Annotated in this window: 15 protein-coding genes; 14 read left to right on the forward strand and 1 reads right to left on the reverse strand. The window is 35.6% G+C overall.

The features are described from left to right. Nucleotides 1-79 precede the first annotated feature (79 nt). The 14 genes from BUB80_RS17430 to BUB80_RS17495 all read left to right on the forward strand — a co-directional run bounded on the left by BUB80_RS17430 (nucleotide 80) and on the right by BUB80_RS17495 (nucleotide 24,918). Nucleotides 80-2,956 (forward strand): SusC/RagA family TonB-linked outer membrane protein, encoded by a 2,877-nt coding sequence (locus tag BUB80_RS17430; RefSeq protein ID WP_073295554.1) that lies wholly within the window; start codon nucleotides 80-82, stop codon nucleotides 2,954-2,956. A gap of 11 nt (nucleotides 2,957-2,967) precedes the next feature. Then, entirely contained in the window at nucleotides 2,968-4,911 is a 1,944-nt protein-coding gene (locus BUB80_RS17435) for a RagB/SusD family nutrient uptake outer membrane protein (RefSeq protein WP_073295557.1), read from the forward strand. 280 nt (nucleotides 4,912-5,191) lie between these two features. Next, the gene (uxuA, locus tag BUB80_RS17440) at nucleotides 5,192-6,367 is read left to right on the forward strand and encodes a mannonate dehydratase (RefSeq protein ID WP_073295559.1); all 1,176 of its coding nucleotides are present in this window, start codon (nucleotides 5,192-5,194) and stop codon (nucleotides 6,365-6,367) included. A 36-nt stretch (nucleotides 6,368-6,403) separates the two neighbouring features. Continuing rightward, complete coding sequence (locus BUB80_RS17445) at nucleotides 6,404-7,219, forward strand: SDR family oxidoreductase (protein ID WP_073295562.1); 816 nt, start codon at nucleotides 6,404-6,406, stop codon at nucleotides 7,217-7,219. Nucleotides 7,220-7,597: 378 nt separating this feature from the next. Continuing rightward, complete coding sequence (locus BUB80_RS17450) at nucleotides 7,598-8,887, forward strand: MFS transporter (protein WP_073295564.1); 1,290 nt, start codon at nucleotides 7,598-7,600, stop codon at nucleotides 8,885-8,887. 9 nt (nucleotides 8,888-8,896) lie between these two features. Next, entirely contained in the window at nucleotides 8,897-10,606 is a 1,710-nt protein-coding gene (locus BUB80_RS17455) for a glycoside hydrolase family 43 protein (protein WP_073295569.1), read from the forward strand. Nucleotides 10,607-10,637: 31 nt separating this feature from the next. Further along, on the forward strand, nucleotides 10,638-13,166 hold the full coding sequence (locus BUB80_RS17460) for a glycosyl hydrolase 115 family protein (RefSeq protein WP_073295574.1): 2,529 nt from the start codon (nucleotides 10,638-10,640) through the stop codon (nucleotides 13,164-13,166). A gap of 76 nt (nucleotides 13,167-13,242) precedes the next feature. Beyond that, on the forward strand, nucleotides 13,243-14,295 hold the full coding sequence (locus BUB80_RS17465) for an aldose epimerase family protein (protein WP_073295578.1): 1,053 nt from the start codon (nucleotides 13,243-13,245) through the stop codon (nucleotides 14,293-14,295). Between the two features lie 685 nt (nucleotides 14,296-14,980). Then, nucleotides 14,981-16,693 carry a GH35 family beta-galactosidase gene (locus tag BUB80_RS17470; RefSeq protein WP_073295581.1) on the forward strand — a complete coding sequence of 571 codons (1,713 nt, stop codon included), beginning with the start codon at nucleotides 14,981-14,983 and terminating at the stop codon, nucleotides 16,691-16,693. A 107-nt stretch (nucleotides 16,694-16,800) separates the two neighbouring features. After that, entirely contained in the window at nucleotides 16,801-18,708 is a 1,908-nt protein-coding gene (locus tag BUB80_RS17475) for a sialate O-acetylesterase (RefSeq protein WP_083547230.1), read from the forward strand. 145 nt (nucleotides 18,709-18,853) lie between these two features. Beyond that, complete coding sequence (locus BUB80_RS17480; protein WP_073295584.1) at nucleotides 18,854-20,296, forward strand: MFS transporter; 1,443 nt, start codon at nucleotides 18,854-18,856, stop codon at nucleotides 20,294-20,296. 68 nt (nucleotides 20,297-20,364) lie between these two features. Then, on the forward strand, nucleotides 20,365-21,477 hold the full coding sequence (locus BUB80_RS17485) for an endo-1,4-beta-xylanase (RefSeq protein ID WP_073295587.1): 1,113 nt from the start codon (nucleotides 20,365-20,367) through the stop codon (nucleotides 21,475-21,477). Nucleotides 21,478-21,735: 258 nt separating this feature from the next. Further along, nucleotides 21,736-22,701 carry a glycoside hydrolase family 43 protein gene (locus BUB80_RS17490; RefSeq protein WP_073295590.1) on the forward strand — a complete coding sequence of 322 codons (966 nt, stop codon included), beginning with the start codon at nucleotides 21,736-21,738 and terminating at the stop codon, nucleotides 22,699-22,701. A gap of 180 nt (nucleotides 22,702-22,881) precedes the next feature. Further along, a complete protein-coding gene (locus tag BUB80_RS17495) occupies nucleotides 22,882-24,918 on the forward strand; it encodes an alpha-glucuronidase (protein ID WP_073295612.1) in 2,037 nt (678 codons plus the stop codon). A gap of 293 nt (nucleotides 24,919-25,211) precedes the next feature. Here the strand turns inward: BUB80_RS17495 and BUB80_RS17500 are convergent, their stop codons facing one another. Continuing rightward, a complete protein-coding gene (locus BUB80_RS17500; RefSeq protein WP_073295593.1) occupies nucleotides 25,212-25,808 on the reverse strand; it encodes a hypothetical protein in 597 nt (198 codons plus the stop codon). Between the last annotated feature and the right edge of the window lie 41 nt (nucleotides 25,809-25,849).

Raw genomic sequence — 25,849 nt, forward strand, 5'->3', positions numbered from 1 at the left:
CTAAAAAGGCTGCTATAAAAACACTAAGGATGTCTCATTAATAGCCTTTTTATTTAACCTAATATTTAAAATAATAATTATGAACCGATTTTATTTTGCTAAAAGTAATAAAGCAGCATTGTTTTTTGCAATGGCTTTATTGCCGTCAAGCTTAGTGTATTCCCAGGTTAAAAAAGATACTATTGAAAAGGAGAAGAAGATAGATGAGGTGGTTATAATAGGATATGGAAAGCAGCGAAAAGAAGCCGTAACAGGATCAGTAGTCTCTGTGAAAGGAGATGTACTGAGAGAGGTGCCTTCAGCAAACGTTAGTCAGGCCTTACAGGGAAGAGTGGCCGGAGTAGATATTTCACAGGTTTCAAGTAAACCTGGTGCACCGATGCAAATCCGAATCAGAGGAACACGTTCTCTTACAGCAGATAATAACCCATTAATTGTACTAGACGGAATTCCTTTTCCAGGATCTATTGCAGATATAAGCCCAAATGATATTCAAAGTATGGATATCCTGAAAGATGCTTCTGCAACAGCAATTTACGGATCTCGTGGAGCAAATGGAGTCATTTTAATTACATCGAAAACAGGAAGGAAACGCCAGAAAGCTACATTTAGTTATAATACATATACAGGAATTTCAACGGTATTTTCTAAATATCCGATGATGAATGCTGAAAAATTTATTAAGCTTCGTCAGGATGCGAATATGTTTGTAAATAATGGAGATGAATCTAATAATGTAAGTACAGACTGGCAGGATTTATTATATAAAAACGGAATTGTTACCAATCATGATGTGGGTATTTCAGGGGGTACAGAAAAAAGTTCTTACAATTTCGGATTCAGCTATTATAATGAGCAGTCTGTATTACCGGGTCAGGGTTTTGAGAGATTTAATCTTAGAGGGAGTTTAGATCAGGATTTGGGTAAATATTTTAAAATAGGAATGTCTACCAACAATTCTTATACAGTGAATAAAGGCAGCAACTTAGGGATTTATAATGCATTAAGCAATACGCCTATTGCCAATGCTTATAATGCAGACGGAACGCCAAAACGTCTTATAAGAATGGCAGCTGACGATCAGTTTGCCGTAACCAGAGATGTTATTAATGGTTTGGGAGATGCGTGGGTAGATAAAGCAATTGGATTTAATTCTTATAATAATTTTTTTGGAGAGTTTAAAATTCCATGGGTACAGGGGTTGACTTTAAGAACAAACATTGGTTTAAATTTTAGGACATCCAATACAGGAACTTATACAGGAGAAGGGATTTTTAGCTCTAAAGAAGATACCCCGTCGGTAGCAACAATTGGTAATTCTTTGACAACACACTGGGTGAATGAGAATATTTTAACCTACGACAGAACCTTTGCCAGCAAGCATAAAGTGAATGTTGTTGCTTTGCAATCTCAGGAACAGACAAGATTTAACAGTTCTTTTATTAAAGCACTGGATATTCCAACGGACCAGTTCCAGTTTTATAATTTAGGAAATGCCAACGGGGAAATCACAATTGATCCTAATAATCAAGGGTATTATAAAAAGGGATTAAAATCTTGGATGGGACGTGTGATGTATGAGTATGACGGACGTTATATGTTTACTGCCACAATAAGAGGTGATGGTTCTTCAGTACTTGCTCCGGGGCATAAATGGAATATCTATAACGCATTTTCTGTGGGATGGAATATTGCAAAAGAAAAATTCCTAAGAGATTCTAAAACAATTAATAATCTGAAATTTCGATTTGGATATGGGGAAACTTCTAATCAGGCTGTAGCTCCTTATTCAACACTTGGTCTTTTATCAACTTCTCCATATAACTTTGGAAATGTAAATGCAACAGGATATTATGTCTCTCGTTCGCCTAATCCTACATTAGGATGGGAGTTTTCGGAAACGTTGAATTATGGGTTAGATTTCGGACTTTTAAATAATAGATTAACCGGTACAGTAGAATATTACACTACAAATACTAAAAATCTATTGTTAGATGTTAATCTTCCTGCAACAGCAGGGGTTAATGCATTTACAGGAAATGTAGGCTCTACATCAAATAAAGGATTTGAAATTTCATTAAACGGGGTCATTATTGATAATCCAAACGGGTTTTCATGGGATTTAGGATTTAATATTTATTCAAATAAAAATAAGATTACTTCTTTAGCTTCAGGTGCTACAAGGGATGTTGCTAACTGGTGGTTTGTTGGGCATTCTATCAACTCAATCTATGATTATCAATATACTGGTTTATGGCAGGCGGGAGATCCTTATATGAATATTTTGGAACCTAGCAATATTCCGGGAGAGGTAGTAGGTTCTATTAAAGTTTTATATACAGGAGGGTATAATGCAGACGGAAGCCCGGTAAGAGCCATTAATGCAGACGACCGACAGATTTTAAATACAGATCCTGATTTCCAGGGTGGCTTCAATACCAGATTGGCATACAAAAATTTTGATTTAAGTATTGTAGGAGCGTTCAAAAGTGGAGGTATCTTGATAAGCACATTGTATGGAAATACAAGTTATCTGAATATGCTAAGTGGAAGAAGAAACAACGTAGATGTTGATTATTGGACTCCAGAAAATACAGACGCTTATTATCCAAGACCAGGACATTATCAGAGTAATAATAACCCGAGATATGGAAGTACGTTGGCTTATTTCGATGCTTCTTATCTTAAAATCAGAACAATAACATTAGGGTATAATTTTACGCAGGGAATTTTCAAAAAAGCAGGAATCAGCAAAATGAGAGTGTATGCAACAGTTACCAATCCGTTTGTGTTTTTCTCTCCTTATCATAAAGCATCTGGAATGGATCCTGAAACAAATTCTTACGGAAACGAAAATCAGGCAGTGAATAACGAAATTCCAACGAGATTTTTAACCATAGGAACCAATACACCGTCATTGAGAAATTATATGATTGGTTTAAACTTAACATTCTAAAAATTACTCACATGAAAAAATTCAGAATAAATACAACAGCAAAAATTTTGCTATGTACTGTGGTCCTTTCAAGTTGTTCAGATATTTTGGAGGAAGAGCCGCGTAACATTTATACACCGGAATATTTCGAGACTGAAGGTGGGGTTTTAGGCGGAGTGACTTCCATGTATGCCCATTTACGATATATTTACGGAAACGGATATTGGTTAAATGCCTGCGAAACCGGGACAGATGAATATACTTACGGTCATGCTGGTGATGGTAATTTCAAAGATATGGATATGTCTGGAGCAGGAAATTTAACACCTTCATCCAGCCGTGCCGATGTGTTGTGGAATAATGCTTTCAGAAATATTAATACCACAAATGGCGTGATACAGAAGGGTTCTGGAGTTGGTGTTTCAGATGCCATTATTGCAGAAGCAAGATTCTTTAGAGCATTTGATTATTTTATGTTGGCTCAAACCTTCGGCGGGGTTCCCTTAGATTTAGGATCTGGAGAGTTGGCTTTCAATATCAGTACCTACAGAGGGTCAAAAAGAAATACAGTGCCTGAAGTATACAGCAAAGTCATCTTTCCAGACTTGGTAAAGGCTATAGCAGATTTACCTGCAAATCCTCGTGTTACAGGAGGGGTGACAAAAACGGTAGCAAGATTGTTTTTAGCGAAAGCTTATCTTACGTATGGTTGGTGGCTTCAAAATCCAAACGGAATTCCAACCTATCCTCAGGCAGATAGAGTAGATCCAAACGGTCATAATCCACAATGGTATTTCCAGCAGGCTTATGATATTGCGTTAGAAGGCATCAATGCACCGGGAGCTTATGGTTTACAGGCTACCTATTATGATGTTAATTTAGCGCAAAACGATAGGAATAAAGAAATGCTTCTCTATGCAGATCATACTGAATCCAGTGAATATTTTGACGGCTCCAGCCACTCGTATAATACCGGATCATCTCCTGGAAATTTTGCAGCTTGGATGACCACTTGGGATTATACCTTTCTTGAAAGTTCTCAAAATCCACAATGGACAGGTTCTCCTGTTAGAACCGTACAAAGAGAAGCAGCCCAAGCTTACGGACGACCTTGGAAAACAATGGCTCCAACCATTGAAGTGGTGAAAAATACATTTGCCAATAAAATTCAGGATTCACGATATGATGGAACGTTCGTAACAACTTTCCGTGGAAACTGGAATAAAGGAGGAATTTCAACTCCAACATTGTACAATGCTAATGGATTACCTGTACAGCCGGGAAGTGCTATTTTGACTTTTCTGAATGATGATCCTGCTCAGACGATAGATTACTCTAATACAACCTATAAAAGTAATGTAGGTGCAGGAGTTCTCCCGGGAAGAGCAGATTATGTAATTGCGCCAAGTGGAATCAGCAGATATGCATATCCAAACCTTTGGAAAATCGGAACCTACAGAACAGATAACGGAACAGGTCTTGGGCAACCAAACGGAGGAATTACACGTCCGTTCCCAGTAGCTAAATTTTCAGAATTTTACTTCATAGCAGCAGAAGCAGCAGTAAAAGGAGCTTCGGGTGCAATGAGCCCGAGAGATTTAATTAATGTCATCAGAGCAAGAGCCGGAAAATGGCGTTGGGATAACAACGGAAATGTTGCAAAAATTGAAGACAACAGTGGAGCAATGATTGCTGCTACACCTTCAGCCATCACTATTGACTATATTTTAGCAGAAAGATCAAGAGAATATTATGGCGAAGGATACAGATGGTTTGATCTGGTAAGAACTCAAAGATGGAGTGATATTGCAAAAACATATAGTATTGGAGGAACTGTGGCTGGAAATCATACGCCTCAAACCTACACAAGAAATATTCCTAATTATCTATATCTAAGACCAATTCCTCAAGGACAAATGGATGCTATGAATATGAGTTCTTCGGAATTAGCAGCGTATCAAAATCCTGGGTATTAATAGATTTTAAAATAAATTTTTTACATTCATATTAGCAACAAAGTAGGCGATTCGGCCCGCCTGCTTTGTTTAATGAATAATAAGTTTTTATGAACCGCAAAAGAAGCAAAAGCGTAGCGTAAGATTATCTCCCAAAAAGTTCAAAGAGTACAACTATTCATCTTTATCTGAGCTATTTCGGGTGAACAGGAGCCTTGTCAAGGTTCAAAACCTTGACAAGGCTTTTAAAAGTACTCACGAATTTTAAATAGAAAATATTAAAAGCAGAAAATCAAGAATTATGGAAAAAACATGGCGTTGGTTTGGTAAAAAAGATAAGATTAAATTAAATATGCTCCGTCAGATCGGTGTTCAGGGCATCGTTTCGGCTCTTCATGACGTTGCTAACGGAGAAGTTTGGTCTTTAGAAGCCATTAATGAATATAAAAACTATATCGAAAGTTTCGGACTTCGTTGGTCTGTGGTAGAAAGTCTTCCTGTGAGTGAATCCATCAAATACGGAGGGCAAGACAGAGATCAGCTCATAGACAGCTATATAAAAAGTCTCGAGAATTTAGGCAAAGCAGGCGTTACAACAGTTTGCTACAACTTTATGCCGGTCCTGGATTGGGCACGTACAGATCTTTACCATGAATGGGAAGACGGTTCATCGTCTCTCTATTTTGATAAAGCCAAATTTGCTTATTTTGAAATTCATATTTTGGAAAGAGAGGGTGCTGAAAAAGACTATACTCCTGAAATTCTTATCAAGGTTGAAGAATTAAAAAAGACCATCACAGAAGACGAAAAGAATGATTTAATTGATTCAATTATTGTTAAAACACAAGGTTTCGTTAACGGAAATATTAAAGAAGACGATCAAAATCCGGTTGCTATTTTTAAAAATTTATTGGCTTTATATGATGGAATCGACAAAGATCAGCTTCGTCAAAACATGAAATATTTCCTTGAAAAAATAATGCCTATCTGCGAAAAATGGAATATTCAAATGTGCGTACATCCCGATGATCCACCATTTTCATTATTAGGATTACCAAGAATCGTGACTTGTGAAGAAGATATTGATTGGTTTTTAAATGCAGTGGATAATCCCCACAACGGACTGACTTTCTGCACGGGATCTCTAAGTGCAGGATTGCAGAATGATGTTCCGAAGCTGGCTCAGAAATATGCTTCCCGTACAAAATTTGTTCACCTGAGAAGCACCAATGTTTTTGAAAACGGAGATTTTATCGAAGCCCATCATTTGGAAGGCAGAGGGAAAATTATTGATGTCATTCGAATATTTGAAAAGGAAAATCCAACCTTGCCCATGCGCATCGATCACGGACGTTTGCTAACCGATGATATAGATAAAGGCTATAATCCCGGATATTCATTTTTGGGAAGAATGCTTGCTCTTGGTCAAATTGAAGGTGTAATGGCTGCTGTACAATCGGAATTACAGAGAAATTGATTCTTTAGTTTGTAATAATTATTTTAAAAAGTAAAAATGAACGAAATATTCAGCATAAAAGATAAAGTAGCCGTCATCACAGGAGCCTCAGGGGTTTTGGGTGGAACTCTTGCTAAAAGTTTTATAAAAGCTGGTGCAAAAGTAGTGGCGTTAGGAAGAAATCAGGAGACGCTGGACGCTCGGGTGAAAGAATTAACAACATTTGGCGGTGATGCTTTTGCTGTTGAAGCCAATGTAATGAATATTGAAAGTCTGGAATCCGCATCAAAAAAAATTATTGAGAAATACGGAAAGATAGATATTCTACTCAACATTGCAGGAGGAAATATTCCTACAGCAACACTTTCTCCAGATCAATCGTTTTTCGATCAGAATATGGATGGATGGGATGAGGTAACCAATCTCAACATCAATGGAACCGTCTATCCAAGTTATGTTTTCGGAAAAGTAATGGCAGAACAGGGAAGTGGAAGTATTGTGAATATTTCTTCAATGGCGGCATATTCCGCAATCACGAGAGTAGCGGGATATTCCGCAGCAAAGTCGGCAATTACTAATTTCACGCAATGGCTGGCGTCAGATGTAGCATTGAAATTTGGAGATAAAATTAGGGTCAATGCCATCGCGCCGGGATTCTTTATAGGCGATCAAAACCGAGCAATCTTATTAAACCCAGACGGATCTTTAACGGATCGAAGTAAAAAAGTCATCGCCAAAACACCAATGGGACGTTTCGGCGATGCAGAAGAATTGAACGGAGCGGTACAATTCCTTTGTTCAGATGCTGCAAGTTTCATCACTGGTGCTTTATTGCCTATTGATGGAGGTTTCAGCGCATTCAGTGGCGTTTAAATAAATTACAATTATTTATATAGTTATCAAACGAGGTCATTCATTATTAGAGTGACATGACCTTGCTTTTGAAATAAGATAGCAATAAAAGTTACAAAGACTTTTAATAATCCATAAAGTTTGTCATTCCGTAGGAATCTAAACGATTAAGTTTAAATACTATGCATAGATTCTTACAGAATGACAAGATGGAAGTAAACAAAAATCAAAGATTTTTAAAAACTTATGTCCTCTTTTGGGTAGCTTAATGATGAACTTAAAATAACCCATGTGTTATTCTTTTGCATCTTTTGCGGTTAAAATGAAAGTTTAAACAAATTCTACACAAGCTTTTGCTCCTTTTATGGAACAAATAATGTCAATTAAATCAAACTCAAAATGCAAATTCCTAAAAATCAAAACCTAAGATGGTGGATGCTGTCATTAGTTTTTCTCGCCACCACGATCAATTATCTGGATCGGCAGGTAATGGGATTGCTAAAACCCACTTTGGAAGCCCAATTTCACTGGACGGAAAAAGACTACAGCTATATTGTAATGGCATTTACGGCAACGTATGCTTTTGGGTACCTTGCGATGGGTAGACTCATCGATAAGGTAGGAACAAAAATTGGATACGCAGTTTCTTTGATTGTTTGGAGTTTGGCTTCTATTGGTCATGGTTTTGTAAAAAGTACATTTGGTTTTATTGTTGCCAGAATGTCGTTGGGATTAAGCGAAGCCGGAAATTTTCCAGCCGCTATAAAATCGGTTGCAGAATGGTTTCCGAAAAAGGAAAGAGCCTTGGCAACAGGCGTTTTCAATTCGGGAGCTACGGTAGGAGCGATTCTGGCGCCGATTTTAGTTCCTTTCATTCTCGGACATTACGGATGGCAGCAAACTTTCGTGGTTATAGGAGCAGCAGGTTTATTTTGGATTATCCTCTGGTGGAAATTTTACAATACCCCCGAAAAATCAAAAAACCTTACTCAAGAAGAATATCAATATATAAAAAGTGATCAGGATATTCAGCCTGAGGAAGATTCGAAAGTTTCTCTTTCCGAATTGCTTAAATACAAAGTAACATGGTCATTTGCGATAGGTAAAATCATGACAGATCCCATCTGGTATTTCTTTATGTTTTGGCTTCCTGCCTATTTTGCAGATGTTTTCAAAATGGATCTTACCAAGCCTTCAATTCCGTTAATCATTATTTACAGTGGAACAACAATTGGTAGTATCGGAGGTGGATATTTATCTTCCTGGTTAATAAAAAAAGGTTGGAATATCAATAAAGCCCGAAATTTCACGATGTTACTTTTTGCCTTGATGGTGGTTCCTGTGATGTTTTCAAAATACCTGGACAATATGTGGGTGATTACGATTATCATAGCCTTTGCAACTGCTGCTCATCAAGGCTGGGGTGCTAATTTAATGACCACAGTGGGCGATAAATTACCCAATAAATATGTAAGTTCTGTCATTGGTTTTGGCGGAATGCTGGGTTCCGTTGCAGGAATTATTTTTCCTCTTTTTATAGGAATTATTTTAGACACATTTAAAAAATCAGGAAATATCAATGGAGGGTATAACATCATATTTTTTATCGCAGGTATTTCTTATATCGGAGCTTGGTTGCTGATTAAGTTGATCAACAGAAAACCCTCTCTTCATAATCAAATTAAATAAACTAAAACCATGAAAAATAGAATGATAAATCCATTTTTTGTAAAAAATAAAATAGGGCTGGCTGCTGTTATTTTATCTTCTTTTGGAAATATTTCCGCACAGGTTTTCTCTGATTTTGTGTACAAAGGAAACGATAAAATATACGCAGAAAACCCTCTTAGAACGAATGAATTTTATTCTCCCATTCTGCAGGGTTGCTATCCTGACCCGAGTATTACCAGAAAAGGGAATGATTATTATTTGGTCAATTCTTCTTTCTCGATGTTTCCGGGAGTTCCCATTTTTCATTCTAATGATTTGGTAAATTGGAAACAGATAGGTCATGTCCTGGATAGACCTTCTCAATTAAAAGTAGAAACAGCAGGGGTTTCGGAAGGAATCTATGCTCCCGATATCAAGTATAATAAATACAACGACACTTTTTACATGGTTACGACTCAGATTGCCAGCGGAATTGGAAATATGATCGTTAAAACAAAAGATCCTGCAAAAGGTTGGAGCGAAGTTCAAAAACTGAATTTTGATGGAATTGATCCTTCTATTTTCTTTGATGATGATGGAAAAGCGTATATCATTCACAATGATGCCCCACCAAAAGGAACAGAACAATACAGCGGTCATCGCGTAATCAAGATGTGGGATTATGATTTGGAAAAAGATCAGGTGGTTGCGGGAAGTGATAAAATTATTGTGAATGGTGGAGTTGATATCACCCAGAAACCGATTTGGATTGAAGGTCCGCATCTCTATAAAAAGAATGGGAAATATTATCTGATGTGCGCAGAAGGCGGAACAGGAGGGAATCACAGCGAAGTCATTTTTATGAGTGATAGCCCGAAAGGACCTTTTATTCCAGCGCTCAATAATCCGATTCTGACGCAACGGTATTTTCCAAAAGACAGAAGAGATAAAGTAGATTGGGCAGGCCATGCAGACTTGATAGAAACGCCGGACGGAAAGTATTATGGGGTGTTTTTAGCAATTCGGCCTAACGAAAAAAACAGAGTAAATACAGGTCGAGAAACTTTTATCCTTCCCGTAGATTGGAGCGGAACATATCCTGTTTTCGAAAACGGATTGGTTCCGATGAAACCCGTAATAAAAATGCCAAACGGAGTGAGTAACCAAACCGGAAAAACCGGATTTTTCCCCAATGGAAATTTTACTTTTTCCGATCATTTAAACAATACATTGGATAACCGATGGATCGCCATGCGAGGTCCAAAAGAAAATTTTATCAATGTGACTAAAAATGGAGTGAAAATCAATTCTTTTACAACCAATATTAAAGATAAAGCTCCTGTTTCAGCTTTATTTCACAGACAACAACATGCTTCTTTTGAAGCAACAGTGAACTTAGATTTTAAACCAAAATCTGAAAAAGAGCTGGCTGGAATAAGCTGCTATCAAAATGAAAAATTCAATTATGTTTTCGGATTGACTAAAAAAGGCAAAGATTTTTATTTGGTGTTGGAAAGAACAGAAAAAGGAAATTCGGTACTTCTCAAGAGCGAAAAAATTTCACTTAATAAAAATGTAAAGCTTCAGGTAGTTGCACAAGGAGATGATTATCAATTTAATTATTCTTTGGACGGAAATCATTTTATGAATGTTGGAGGAACCGTTTCTGGAGATATTCTGTCAACGGATGTTGCGGGAGGTTTTACAGGCGGTTTAATTGGTTTGTATTCAACTTCAGCCAATGATATTCAACCTTAATTTTTAGCTATTTATTTATAAATCAATTATTATGAAAGGATTATCAAAATCAGTACTATTAATGGTTTTCGTTTTGTTCTTTGGAAATAAGGTGAAATCTACACAACCATTTATTACCACAGAAAAAAGTTCTGATGCCATTGTTATTAAGGATAAATCGGTACAACTTTCATTTTATTCAGATAAAGGAATCGATAAAGGAATTTTGAGGGCAATACATAATTTACAGTCTGATTTTCAAAAAGTAACAGGTGGTTTTTCTAGTCTTTTAAACCAAATTCCGGCTCCTCAATCTCCGTTAATCATTATTGGAACTGTGGGGACTAATTCGATAATTGATGAATTGATCAAACAGAAAAAAATCGATGGAAATGAATTAAAAGGAAAACATGAAAAATTTATTATTCAAAATATAGAAAACCCTTTCAATGGAGTTTCTGAAGCCATTGTAATTGCAGGAAGCGATAAACTCGGAACGATTTACGGAATTTACGAGCTTTCAAAGCAAATCGGCATCTCACCTTGGTATTATTGGGCAGATGTTCCTGTGAAACAAAAAGAAAATATCTATTTCAAAAAAGGAATATATACCGATGGCGAGCCTGCGGTAGAGTATCGTGGAATTTTTCTAAACGATGAAGAGCCTTCGTTGGGGAGTTGGGCAAGAGCAACTTTTGGTGGCGTTAATGCTAAATTTTATGAAAAGGTTTTTGAACTGATTCTTCGCTTAAAAGGCAATTATATATGGCCTGCGATGTGGGGGAAAGCTTTCTATGACGATGATTCTTTGAGCGGACCTTTAGCTGATGAAATGGGAATTATTATGGGAACCTCGCATCATGAACCAATGGCGTTGGCACAAACCGATTGGCACCGATATGTCAAAAAAAATAATGTCCCGAATATTTGGGATTATACTAAAAATTCAGAAGTCCTTCAACAGTTTTGGAAGTCAGGAATGGAACGAAGTAAAAACTGGGAGAAATTAGTCACGGTGGGAATGCGTGGTGATGGCGATGAAGCGATGGGGGAAGCAACAAACATTTCTCTTCTTGAAAAAATTGTAAAAGATCAGCGAAAGATTATAGAAAAAGTGACAGGCAAGAGAGCTGAAAAAACGCCTCAGGTTTGGGCTTTGTATAAAGAAGTTCAGGAATATTATGATCAGGGAATGCGGGTTCCGGATGATGTTATTTTGCTGTTTTGTGATGATAATTGGGGAAATGTCCGTAAGCTTCCGAACTTGTCGAAACCTTTACATAAAGGCGGTTACGGGATGTATTATCATTTTGATTATGTGGGTGGACCGAGAAATTCAAAGTGGATTAATATCAGTCCGATTCAAAGGGTTTGGGAACAGATGAATCTAACCTATGAGCATAAGGTTGATAAAGCTTGGATTGTGAATGTAGGAGATTTAAAACCAATGGAATTCCCGATTAGCTTTTTCATGGATATGGCTTGGAATCCGAAACAATTTAATGCCGATAATCTTTTAGAATATACCGAAAAATGGACTTCAGAGCAGTTTGGAGAAAAGCATTCCAAAGAAATCGCAAGAATGATCAATTTATATGCAAAATACAACCGTCGTGTAACGCCCGAAACGCTAAATTCTGAAACATACAGCCTTGAAAATTATGATGAATTTGAAACGGTTATGAATGATTATCGAAAGCTAGCATTGGATGCCAACAGGTTGTATAATGAAATTCCAAAAGAGTATAAAGATGCTTATTTTCAATTGGTCCTTTACCCAATTGATGCCTGCAGTAATTTGTATGAAATGTATTTTGATGTGGCAAAAAATAAAGAATTGGCAGCTAGAAATGATCGTAAAGCCAATGAATATGCAGATCAGGTCAAGCAAAAATTCGAGTATGATGCTTTTCTCCAGAATAAATACAACAAGGAAATTGCTGGCGGAAAATGGCAACACATGATGGATCAGCCGAGAATAGGATACACAGGCTGGAATCAACCGGATCAGAATACAATGCCTGAAGTAGTTTATGTTTCAGAAAATAAAAAATCAGAGAAGATATTCCAGGAAAAAGATGGATATATCTCCATAGAAGCTGAAAATTTTTCAAGGCAAAATAATTCAAACAGAATTCAATGGAAAGTAATTCCTGATTTTGGAAAAACACAGTCCGGAATTACCTCATTTCCTCAAAATGCTTATCCCGCAGAAAATGAAAATATCTATCTTGAATATGATATAGATTTTACATCAATGGGAACTTTTGAAGTACAGTTATTATTGGCTCCGACTTTAAATTTCAATAACAATAAAGGCTTACGTTATGAGATTTCTTTTGATGGCGAAAAGCCTCAGATTATTAATTTTAACGGACATTATCGAGGTGAATTGGGACAATGGCAATCAGAGCATATTATAAAATCTTCTACTAAACATACGATAACAAAAGTTTGTAAACATACATTGCGATTCCGTGTTTTAGAGCCTGGAATTGTTCTTGAAAAAATTCTGATCAATACGGGAGGATTAAAATCTTCTTATTTAGGAGCGCCGGAAAGTAGAATTAACTTTAATTAATTGATGATTGTTTTTTTATTTTCATTATTTTTAATGGTGAAAGGAGAAAAATTAACCAGAATTGTTCAAAAAAAAGATGAAAAATATTGAGGTTTCAGAATATGGAGTAACACCGGAAGGAATCGTTGTCAAAAAATTTACAGTCACCAATAAAAACGGAATGCAGCTGGAGGTAATCAATTATGGAGGGATAATTACCTCGTTAACAGCGCCGGATAGAAACGGTCAATACAAAGATGTTGTGTTGGGTTTTACTAAGCCTGAAGATTATTTTACAGGAAATTCTTATTTTTTAGGAGCAATTGTCGGAAGGTTTGCCAATAGAATCGCAGGTGGAAAATTTAGTATTGAAGGCAAAACGTATGAACTTGAAACCAATAATTCACCGAATCATCTTCATGGTGGAAATGAGGGTTTTTCAAATAAGATATGGGAAATAGAAGCGGTCCCAAATTCTCAAACCATTAAGCTTTCATACACGAGTAAAGACCGCGAAGAAGGATATCCGGGAGAATTGAAAGTCACCGTATTATATACCCTGACCGATGACGATGCATTGGAAATTTCTTATGAAGCAACAACCGATAAACCAACTATTGTCAATCTTTCACAACATTCTTATTTTAACCTTTCAGGCGATTTCACGGAATTAATTACTGGGCATGAACTTCAATTATATGCCGATTATTTTATTCCTACTGATAATACCATGATTCCCACAGGTGAATTGAAAAACGTAGAAGGAACGCCGTTTGATTTCAGAATTCCAAAGTTAATAGGAAAGGACATCGAAATTGATGATGAACAATTGAAATTTGGGAGTGGCTATGATCATTGCTGGGTACCGAATGGAAAAGGGTTGAGATCAATTGCAGAAGTATATCATGCAGAAACAGAAAGAATGATGGAAGTGTTAACAGACCAGCCTGGAGTTCAGTTGTATTGCGGGAATTTTCTGGATGGAAAATACGAAACAAAAACAGGCGGTAGAAATGAACGAAGAACAGGATTATGCCTGGAAACTCAGCATTTTCCCGACGCTCCAAATCAATCTCATTTTCCTTCTGTAATGCTTATTCCCGGAGAGAAATATCAAAGTAAAACCATTTATAAGTTTTCAGTAAAATAAGAGTATAAAAGGAATTGTTTCATCACAGAATCTATCAATTATAATAGGCTTATAATTGATTTTTAATACCATAATTTTATAAACAGGATTTCATTTTGAGGTCCTTTTTTTGTTTAAAAAAGCTTTAAATTCTATATTTTTCATTAATGAATTTAAGATAATAGTGTATTTTGTTTGGTTAATTGATTTTTTGGGAGTTATTATTGTTAAATAATATCAAATTACAAGCGATAAATGATTGGTATTGCTATTAATTTAATGTTAAAATTGTGTTAAAGTTTATCGCTTGTATTTTTTGTATTCTTGAATGAAAATGCAAGATGGTTATTGTTAAAAATATGATAAGGTCCTTTTTGTATTTTATGACATCTTCTGTACAATATCGGTATTCTTTTTACCAGACTTTATAGCGTGGAAAATCGCTTAATTTTCAACAGATTTGATAATCTTATTTTTTATGATAAGTCAATCTCTTTTCTTGCGGTATCATTAAATTTTTATTGTTCAAATAGAGTATTTGAAACTTCTGTTTATTAAAATTCCTTTTGTATATAAATTCTTTCTTTTATTTTTAGAAATATTGAAAAAGATATTTAGCGATGAAAGTTGAAGAGGTAGATAAAATATCATCTGTTTTTCTGTAGAACGTTATCAGTTTTCATTAAAAAATCAAATTATCCCTATTATGAATGTAAATAAATTTTTGATTCTTTCTGGTATCGCTCTTTCGCTCTTTGCAAAGGCGCAGGAAACCATTCCTCATTTACAGAAAAAAGGGACGGCTACTCAGCTTGTAGTAGAGCAAAAACCATTTCTAATTCTAGGGGGCGAATTAGGAAATTCTTCCGCATCATCTTTTCAGGATATTGAAACATATTTTCCGAAACTTCAACAAATGGGACTGAATACGATTTTGGTTCCTGCGTATTGGGATATGATTGAGCAGGAAGAAGGAAAATTTGATTTTAGCTTAATTGATAAAACGATTGATCAGGCAAGGAAAAATAATTTAAAGGTTGTTTTCTTATGGTTTGGTTCTTATAAAAATTCAATGAGTTGTTATGCTCCGCTTTGGTTTAAAAAAGATGATAAAAAATATCCGAGAGCCTATTCAAAAGCAGGAAAGCCGATGGAGATTGCAAGTTCATTCTCTGAAAATGTTTTGAAAGCAGACAATACCATGTTCTCTGAATTAATGAAGCATATTGCTACCATTGATAAAACTCAGGGAACAGTAATGATGGTTCAGGTTGAAAATGAAATTGGAATGTTAGAGGACGCTCGTGATTATTCTAAAGAAGCGAATACAGCCTTCAACAAACAAGTTCCAGAAACGTTGATAAAATTTTTAATTAAAAATAAAAAACAACTTCATCCTTCATTGCTTGAAAAATGGGAAAAACAAGGTTTTAAAACCAAAGGAAACTGGCAGGAGATTTTCGGTAATGATGTGTATACAGATGAATTATTTACAGCTTATTCTTATGCTCAATATGTAGAAAAGTTAGCGAAAACGGCTCGTTCCATTCACAATATTCCGTTGTATGTAAATGCTGCGATGAACAGCAGAAACAGACTTCCGGGAGAATATCCGTCAGGTGGACCATTGGCTCATTTAATTGATATTTGGCATGCCGGAGCACCGAGTATAGATATGCTTTCACCAGATTTATATGACGGAGATTTTACGAGCTGGTCTGCAAAATATAGGCTTCACAACAATCCGTTATTTATTCCGGAGATTAAAATGACTCAAAATAATGGAGTACAGGCGTTTTATGCTTTTGGGGAACATGATGCGATTGGGTATAGTCCGTTTTCCATTGAAAATAATTCTGAAGCAGGAAGTAAGAGACTTTCTGAAGCCTATTCAAAATTAAAACAATTGATGCCAATTCTTACAAAATATCAAGGGCTATCACAATCAAAAGGTTTGCTGTTCGATCAAAAAAATACAGAACGTATGATCAATTATGATGATTTAAAAATTACAGCAAAACATTTCTTTAGTCTTCCTTGGGACCCTAGGGCAAAAGATGGAAGCATTTGGCCGGAAGGAGGTGGGTTAATTTTGAGACTGGCAAAAGATGAATACATTATCGCAGGAAGCGGAATTGTTGTAGAATTTGAGAAACAAAATGAGAAAAAAGAAATTCAGGCTAAAGATTTAGGAGAAGACGGTTTTGCAGCACAGGGAGGAAAAAATCAGGCTCAACATATTTGGTCAGGAACTTCCAGAGTAGGAATTGGTCCTGTAGATGAAATCAGTATTGATGAAAACGGAAAATTCATTCCGATAAGAAGGTTAAACGGTGATCAGACACACCAAGGAAGACACGTCCGTATTGGTGTTGATGATTTCCAAATTCTTCATGTAAAATTATACGAGTATCAATAAAGAGTCCCAAAAGGACGATTTAACAAAGAATAGGATAAAATCCTATTAAATGGGCACGTTTACAAAAAAATAAATATTCATTAAGGCTTTAGCCAAAACGGATTAAAATGAATAAAATTAAACTTTTTAACATTATATTTTTCTTCATCAGCATTTGCTTCGTTGATGCTAAAATCAAACTCCCCACTTTAGTTTCAGACGGAATGGTTTTACAGCGTGACCAAAAACTAAAGATTTGGGGGCAGGCGGATTCAGGAGAAAAGGTGGAAATTAATTTTCAACATAAAAAATACAATACCATTGCAGACAATTCAGGTAACTGGAAAATCATGCTTCCTGAAATGAAATCTGGCGGCCCTTTTACCATGACTATCAATGAAATTACATTGAAAAATATTTTAATTGGTGATGTGTATCTCTGCTCTGGCCAGTCTAATATGGAACTTCCGATGCGTAGGGTAAAAACGTTGTATCCTGAAGAATTAACGAACGCTAATAATAGCAATATTCGCTTTTTTACAGTTCCTCAAAAGTATGATTTTAAAATTGCTCAGAATAATTTAGACGGTGGGATTTGGGAAGAAACCAATCCTCAAAATATTCAGAATTTTTCTGCGGTTGCCTATTTTTTTGCGAAAGAGATGTATCTGTATAATAAAATTCCGGTGGGAATTATTAATTCAAGTTTGGGAGGTTCTCCAATTCAATCTTGGATGGATGAATCTTCTTTGAAAAAATATCCTGAATATCTTGCGGAAGCTCAAAAATGGAGAAATAATGAATTGATTTCTCAAACAGAATCTTCTGAAAGAGCTTTGGGTGATGCTTGGTCTGCAGAATTAGATCAATCGGATGCAGGAATCTCTAATCATTGGGAAAAACCAGAATTCAATGATTCCGAATGGAAAAAAATGAATGTCCCCGGTTCTTGGGAAGATATAGAAAAACCGTTTGATGGAAGTATTTGGTTTAGAAAAGAAATATTTCTTCCAAAAGGAGCTGAAAAAAACACCGCATTTCTGAATTTAGGAAGAATTAAAGATGCAGATGTTACCTATATTAATGGAAAAAAAGCAGGAAATGTTACCTATGAATATCCTCCACGCTGGTACGATATTCCTGCGGGAGTTTTAAAGGAAGGGAAAAACATCATCACGGTAAGAATCACCAACGGAAGTGGGAAAGGAGAATTTATAAAAGACAAAGATTATTTTTTACAAATAGGCTCAGAAAAAATTGATTTAAAAGGGGAGTGGAAATATAAAATCGGAGCCATCATGAACCGGCCAGCTCCAGGACAAACCTTCATCAGATGGAAACCAACGGGATTATACAATGCGATGTTGAATCCATTAATTCAATATTCAATAAAAGCAGTTTTATGGTACCAAGGTGAGAGCAATACAGGAAAACCTCAGGAATATCAGGATTTATTATCTACCATGATTTTAGATTGGAGAAGCAAATGGAGTCAGAAAAATCTACCTTTTTTCATTGTTCAATTAGCCAATTTTATGGAAGCAAAACCTGAACCTACAGAAAGCAATTGGGCAGAATTAAGGGAACAGCAAAGAAAAGTTTCCCAAACGATTCCAAAGACCGGACTTGCTGTTACCATCGATATTGGCGAATGGAATGACATTCATCCTTTAAACAAAAAAGAGGTTGGAAAAAGATTATCATTACAAGCTCAGAAAACACTTTTCGACAACAAAATTATCGCAGACGGTCCTGTTTATGAATCCATGAAAATTGATGGAGATAAAATCATTCTTTCATTTAAAAAGGGAACAGATGACTTTTCTAAAGTTTCAGAATTAAAAGGTTTTGCGATCAAAGGGAAAGACGGAGTTTTCAAATGGGCACAAGCAAAAATGGAAGGCAGCAAAATCATCGCTTGGAATGATGAAATTAAAGATCCAATTGCTGTTCGATATGCCTGGGCAGATAATCCTGATAAAGCAAATCTTAAAAACAAAACGGGTCTTCCAGCTTCACCATTTACCACAGAATAATTAAAAAGCATTTGTGCTCTTTGCTGAGTGAAATCGAAGATTCGACGGAGTCAAACGCCCTTGCGAACGTAAAATATTCTCAATAATTGAAAAAAAATCTTTGCGATCCTTGCGTTAAAATGAATTAAAAAAATTAAAACTACATATGAACAATTCACAAAAAATATCAGTCGCCGAAAAAATAGGATACAGCTTAGGGGATCTGGCTGCCAATTTGGTGTTTCAGACCTTGGTAACTTATCTGGCGTATTTTTATACTGATATTTATGGCTTAAAACCTGAAGATGCTTCGGTGATTACTTTGATTGTCGGATTAGTAGCAGGCTTTGGTTTCAATCCATTGATTGGTGCATTGGCAGACCGAACGCAGACAAAATGGGGGAAATTCCGTCCGTGGATTTTGTTTACGGCTGTTCCGCTTGGGGTGGCGGCTATGTTAGCTTTCAGTACACCCGATTTTACATATAAAGGGAAAATTATTTACGCTGCGGTTACCTATTCCGTCTTATTGCTTTTGTATGCTTCAAATAATTTGCCTTACTCGGCATTAAGTGGCGTTATTACAGGCGATATGAGCGAAAGAAACAGTATTTCTTCTTATCGTTTCGTCGCGGTGATGTTTTCACAGTTTTTTGTTCAGGTTTTCATGTTACCGATTATTTTATCAATTGGAAATGGCGACAAGGCAGCAGGAATTGAGGTTGTGATGACATGGTTGGCTATTATCGGAAGTGTGATGTTATTGATTACTTTTTTCACGACAAAAGAAAGAGTAGTTCCAAATGCTGATCAGAAATCAAACTTAAAAGACGATTTAAAAGATTTATCTAAAAATAAGCCGTGGATCATTATGTTAACGGTTACAGCTTTGATATTCATTACATTGGCGATGAAAGGAGGTTCGTATGTTTATTACTTTAATAATTATGTGGATGAAGCGAGCCTGAAAAGTTTTATTTCTCCGATTACTTCGTTTTTTGATTCTATTGGAATGAACTTTTTCGGTGAAAATGTAAAATCTGCAGGATTTGGTTTATTTAATGCGGGGGGAATTATTATGATGATCGTAGGGATTACATTTTCTAAAAGATTTGCTGATAAATATGGGAAAAGAGATGTGTTTATGACATCATTATTTATCTCTACATTATTTGTTCTGATCTTTATTTTATATCCACCAAAAGCGGTGGGAATGATGTTTTTATCACAAATCGCACACGGTTTTTTCTACGGAATCAGTACCCCAATTTTATGGGCAATGATTGCTGATGTAGCCGATTATTCGGAATGGAAAAATAAAAGAAGAGCAACTGCCATTATTTTCTCTGCAATGATGGTAGGTTTAAAAGTAGGGTTGAGTATCGGAAGCTCATTAGTCGCTTTAATTATTGGGAAATACGGTTATATTTCTACAAAAGGAAATCAAAATATCATTCAGCCTGAAACGGTTGCAGCAGGTGCTAAAATGCTGGTAAGTGTATTTCCTGCCATTCCTTTTTTCCTTGCATGTGGATTACTTTTCTTTTATAAAATCAATAAAAAAATGGAGGTTCAGATTGAACATGATTTGGCAGAGAGAAGAAAATAAATTTTAATTAAATCCAAATTAAACGTAACCTAAACCTATAAGGTTTGATAACAAAAAATATAAACATAATGAAACACATTATTATATTAGGATTAATAACGTTTGCGGCTTCCAGTTTTCATGCTCAAAAGGCTGACGCTTCTTTAAAAAAAGCATTCCAGGATAAATTCTATATCGGAACAGCCATGAATTTAAAACAGATTCACGGAACGGATCAAAAATCAGTAGATATTATCAAGAAGCAATTCAGCTCGATTGTTGCTGAAAACTGCATGAAAAGTATGTATTTACAACCTCAGGAAGGGAAGTTCTTCTTCGATGATGCAGATAAATTTGTTGAGTTTGGAGAAAAAAACAACATGTTTATTATCGGACATACGTTGATTTGGCATTCTCAGGTTCCTAATTGGTTTTTCGTTGATAAAAACGGTAAAAATGTTACACCAGAAGTACTGAAAAAGAGAATGAAAGAACACATTACAACCATTGTTTCCCGCTATAAAGGAAGAGTAAAAGGTTGGGATGTAGTGAATGAAGCCATCATGGAAGATGGTTCTTACCGAAAATCTAAGTTTTATGAAATTTTGGGTGAGGAATTTATTCCATTGGCTTTTAAATATGCTCAGGAAGCTGATCCAGAGGCAGAATTGTATTACAATGATTATAATGAATGGCATCCTGAAAAAGTAAAAGCAGTCACTCAATTGGTCAAAAATTTAAAATCAAAAGGAATCCGAATTGACGGCGTAGGAATGCAGGCGCATGTGGGAATGGATTCTCCTTCCATTGATGAATATGAAAAAGCAATTGTTGCCTATTCCGAAAGTGGCGTAAAAGTGAATATTACGGAGCTAGACATCAGTGCACTTCCTTCACCTTGGGGAACCTCTGCAAATATTGCGGATAAAGTTGAATACGACGAAAAAATGAATCCCTATAAAAAAGTTCTTCCTACTGAGGTACAGGCAAAATGGGAAAACCGATATCTGGATTTTTTCCAATTGTTTTTAAAACATAAAACGGATATCCGAAGAGTAACATTTTGGGGCGTAACAGATGCTCAATCCTGGAAAAATGATTTTCCAATTAAAGGAAGAACAGATTATCCACTGTTATTTGACCGTCAATACAAAGCAAAACCTATTGTTGAAAAAATTATAAAACTTACAGAAGTAAAGTAATTAATAAAACGAAGCAATTGTAAAACGACATAGGAAACTGAAGCGTTAAGAAAATGAAATTTGAGAACGTTAAGAAAATTCTACTGTTTGAAGCGCGCGACAAATTTAGAATCGAAGAACTAACATTGAAATCGCGCAAGTTTTAGAATTTTTAGAGAACAAATTTTATTTTTAGCTGAAGGTTCCAAGTCTTGAATTTTTGGTTCTTTTGCTTCAAGGCAAAACGAACATCTAAAAAAAAATAAATATTAAAATATAATGAACAAATCAAAATATCTATTCCCCAAAGACTTCATGGCAGACCCATCCGTTCATGTTTTTGAAGGAAAACTCTACATTTATCCATCTCACGACCGAGAAAGCGGAATTGAAGAAAACGACAATGGCGATCATTTCGATATGAATGATTATCATGTTTTTTCTTTGGATAATGTCGAGAATGGAGAAATCACAGATCATGGTGTTGTCCTTTCGGTAAAAGATATTCCTTGGTCGGGTAGGCAGTTATGGGATTGTGATGTGGCTTTTAAAAACGGGAAATATTATCTGTATTTTCCATTAAAAGATAAAAATGATATTTTCAGAATTGGTGTTGCGGTGAGCGATAAACCTTATGGCCCTTTCATTCCTGAAAAACATCCGATGATGGGAAGCTACAGCATTGATCCCTGTATTTTTGAAGAAGGCGGAAAACATTATATGTATTTTGGTGGAATCTGGGGCGGACAATTACAACGCTACAGAAATAACAAAGCATTAGAATCTGCGGTAATTCCGAATGATAATGAACCTGCACTTCCTTCAAAAGTTGCTTTATTAAGTGATGATATGTTGGAATTTGCGGAAGAACCAAAAGATGTTTTAATTCTTGATGAAAATGGAAACTCTTTACTTCACGGTGATAAAAATCGATTTTTTGAAGCGTCTTGGATGCATAAATACAATGACAAATATTACTTCTCTTATTCCACGGGAGATACTCATCTTTTGTGTTACGCGATTGGAGATAATCCTTATGGCCCATTTACGTACCAAGGGGTAATTTTGACTCCGGTTGTAGGCTGGACAACCCATCATAGCATTGTTGAGTTTAAAGAAAAGTGGTATTTATTTTTCCATGACTCTGTTCCAAGTGGTGGAAAAACATGGCTGCGAAGCATGAAAGTGGTAGAACTTGAATACAACGAAGACGGAACTTTCAAAACAATTGAAGGGCTGGAATAATTATCAGTTCTACAGAACCCGAAGGGTTCAATATCAATAGCCTTAGGTGAAACCTATGGCGTAAATATCAATATAAATGGGCTTTAGCTCGTTTAAACAAATCAAGACATTCAAATTGGCTTTAGCCAAAACTTAAACTTGATGCCCAATAATAATTCAACCAATTTCAAATATTCTGCAATGCAAAATTACCGTGTTTATATTATCATTTTTCTTTTATTTCCATTAAGTTTTTTTGCAGAAGATGGAAGTCAATTATGGCTTCGTTTTCCGAATGTTAAAAACGGAATTTCGGCGGATAAAATCATTTCAAAAGGTAAAAATCCAACGCTTGAAATTGCAAAAAAAGAACTAGCAACTTATTGGCAAGGTCAAGCGGTAGAATTGCGCACGGACAAATCTTTGAAATATTTGAAAGACGGCTATACCATTAAATCTAGTCTAGAAAAAGTCATTATTTCTGCGGGGAAAGAAAGTGGTTTATTGTACGGAGTATACCATATTCTCAGACTTCAGCAGACAAAATCTGATGTTAATCATTTAAACATAACCGAAAAACCATCTTATGATGTGCGAATTCTAAATCATTGGGATAATCTGGACGGAAGTGTAGAAAGAGGATACGCCGGAAAATCATTGTGGAAATGGGAAGATTTACCGAATACAATTTCACCACGATACGAAGAATATGCAAGAGCTAATGCTTCAATAGGAATTAATTCTGTTGTTTTAAACAATGTGAATGCTTCCCCAAATATGCTTCGAACAGATTATCTTCAAAAGGTAAAAGTGTTGGCAGATCTATTTAGGCCTTATGGAATTAAAGTGTATTTGTCAGTCAATTTTTCTTCTCCAAAAGTATTGGGTGGATTGGAAAATTCAGATCCTTTAAATAAAAATGTTCAAAATTGGTGGAAAGATAAAGCATCAGAAGTTTATAAATTAATTCCTGATTTTGGAGGTTTTTTAGTGAAAGCCAATTCAGAAGGACAACCTGGGCCACAGGATTACGGAAGAACCCATGCCGATGGCGCCAATATGATGGCCGACGTATTGAAACCTTTTGGAGGAATTGTGATGTGGCGGGCTTTTGTGTACAGTCCGAGCAAAGAAGATCGAGCAAAGCAAGCCTATTTGGAGTTCCTTCCTTTAGACGGAAAATTTAGGGATAATGTTATTGTTCAAATTAAAAACGGACCAATTGATTTTCAACCTCGTGAACCTTTTAATCCCTTATTTGGAGCATTGAAAAAGACTTCGGAAATGGCAGAATTTCAGATCACTCAGGAATATTTAGGATTTTCAAATCACTTGGTTTTTTTGGCTCCTTTATTTAAAGAAACATTGGAAAGTGATACGTATGCTGATGGAAAAGGTTCAACCGTAGCCAAAATTACAGATGGAAGTGTAAGAAATAATAATATAACAGCTCTTGCAGGCGTTGCCAACATTGGTGAAGATGCCAACTGGACGGGGAGTATTTTTGCACAGGCCAATTGGTATGCATTCGGAAGACTAGCCTGGAATCATGAATTAAGTTCAGAACAAATCGCTGATGAATGGATTAAAATGACTTTTACGGATAATCAGAAATTAGTGAATCCTGTCAAAGAGATGATGCTTTCGTCAAGAGAAACTGCGGTAGATTATATGATGCCGCTCGGTTTGCACCATATTTTTGCATTCGATCATCATTATGGGCCTGAACCTTGGGGAAATATTCCGGGAGGAAGACCAGATTGGATGCCTGTTTATTATCACAAAGCAGATGAAAATGGAGTAGGATTCGACAGAACAAAATCAGGAAGCGATGCCGTTTCACAATATTTTCATCCATTAAACACGACTTTCGGAAATATAGAAACCTGTCCGGAAAATCTTCTTCTTTGGTTTCATCATGTTCCGTGGAATTATAAAATGAAAGACGGGAAAACGTTGTGGGAAGAATTATGTTTTAAATATGATTCAGGCGTTAAGAATGTTAGAGAGTATCAGAAAATTTGGGATACAATGGAACCGTATGTTGATACTGAACGATTTAAGCATGTTCAGTCAAAACTAAAAATCCAGTCTAAGGATGCGGTTTGGTGGAAAGATGCCTGCTTGTTGTATTTCCAGACGTTTTCAAAAATGCCGATTCCTTATGATATTGAAAGACCGGTTCATGAATTGGATGATCTGAAAAAAATCAAACTAGATCTTAAACACCATAATTAGGAGAAGAATGATAAAATATAAAATCAGCGTCATCTGCAAAATCAGCGAGATATTTTAGACGCAAAGTTTTATTTCATACGTATCATATTGTGAGCGAGCAATGAATAATCAACAAGTTGATTTGATGAAGCTTGATGTTTTCAAATTTTGCGTTTAAAAATTGAACCGTTTATTAGAAAAAATTGAGGCAACTCATTCTTCGTGATTAAAAAAAGAAAAGCTGCCTCAAAAGATTGATTGTACGTAAAATTTTAATTCCAATATAAATATGGAAATATATGAATCTCTTAGTTTCAGTTAAGAGTAACTGTTTTATTAAAAACATTTCCCATTTCCTCAACGCTGATGATATATTTATCAGACGTTTGGGGATTAAGATCGAAGGTTATATCAAGCGCTCCATCCGTTGCATTCTTGGTTGCATTGTAATAAACATTTCCTGAAAAATCAGACACAGAAATAATAGCACTGTTTTTCAAACCTGAAAGATGAAGTTTTACTTTGTTGTCTGAAATGGTATATTCCGGTTTATTGATTTCTGAGAATGGTATTTTTTCAATCTCTAGCGTATTGTTATTGCTAATGTTTATTTTATATTTTTCGATTTTCTGATCAGATTCTGCGACCAAATAATAAGTTCCTGAATTCAGATCTTTTAGATCGTAAGTTTTCGTTGTATTACTTTCTGATTGTACGTTTTCTGAAAATAATTCTCCATAGGTATCATTATAAAGTACCAAAGAGGTATTGTGTCCATTTAATACATCGAAACTAATCGTTTTTGCTCTTGCTGTTTTAAAAGAAAGAGAAAAATCTTTGTCTTTACTCATCACGCTTGCTGAGATAAATAGTGACCCTATAATAAAAGCAGATTTTAAGAATGTGTTCATAATGATAAGTTTTGTACTGCAAATGTATAACAGATAATTCG

The organism is Chryseobacterium polytrichastri (assembly GCF_900142445.1).
Classification (GTDB): domain Bacteria; phylum Bacteroidota; class Bacteroidia; order Flavobacteriales; family Weeksellaceae; genus Chryseobacterium; species Chryseobacterium polytrichastri.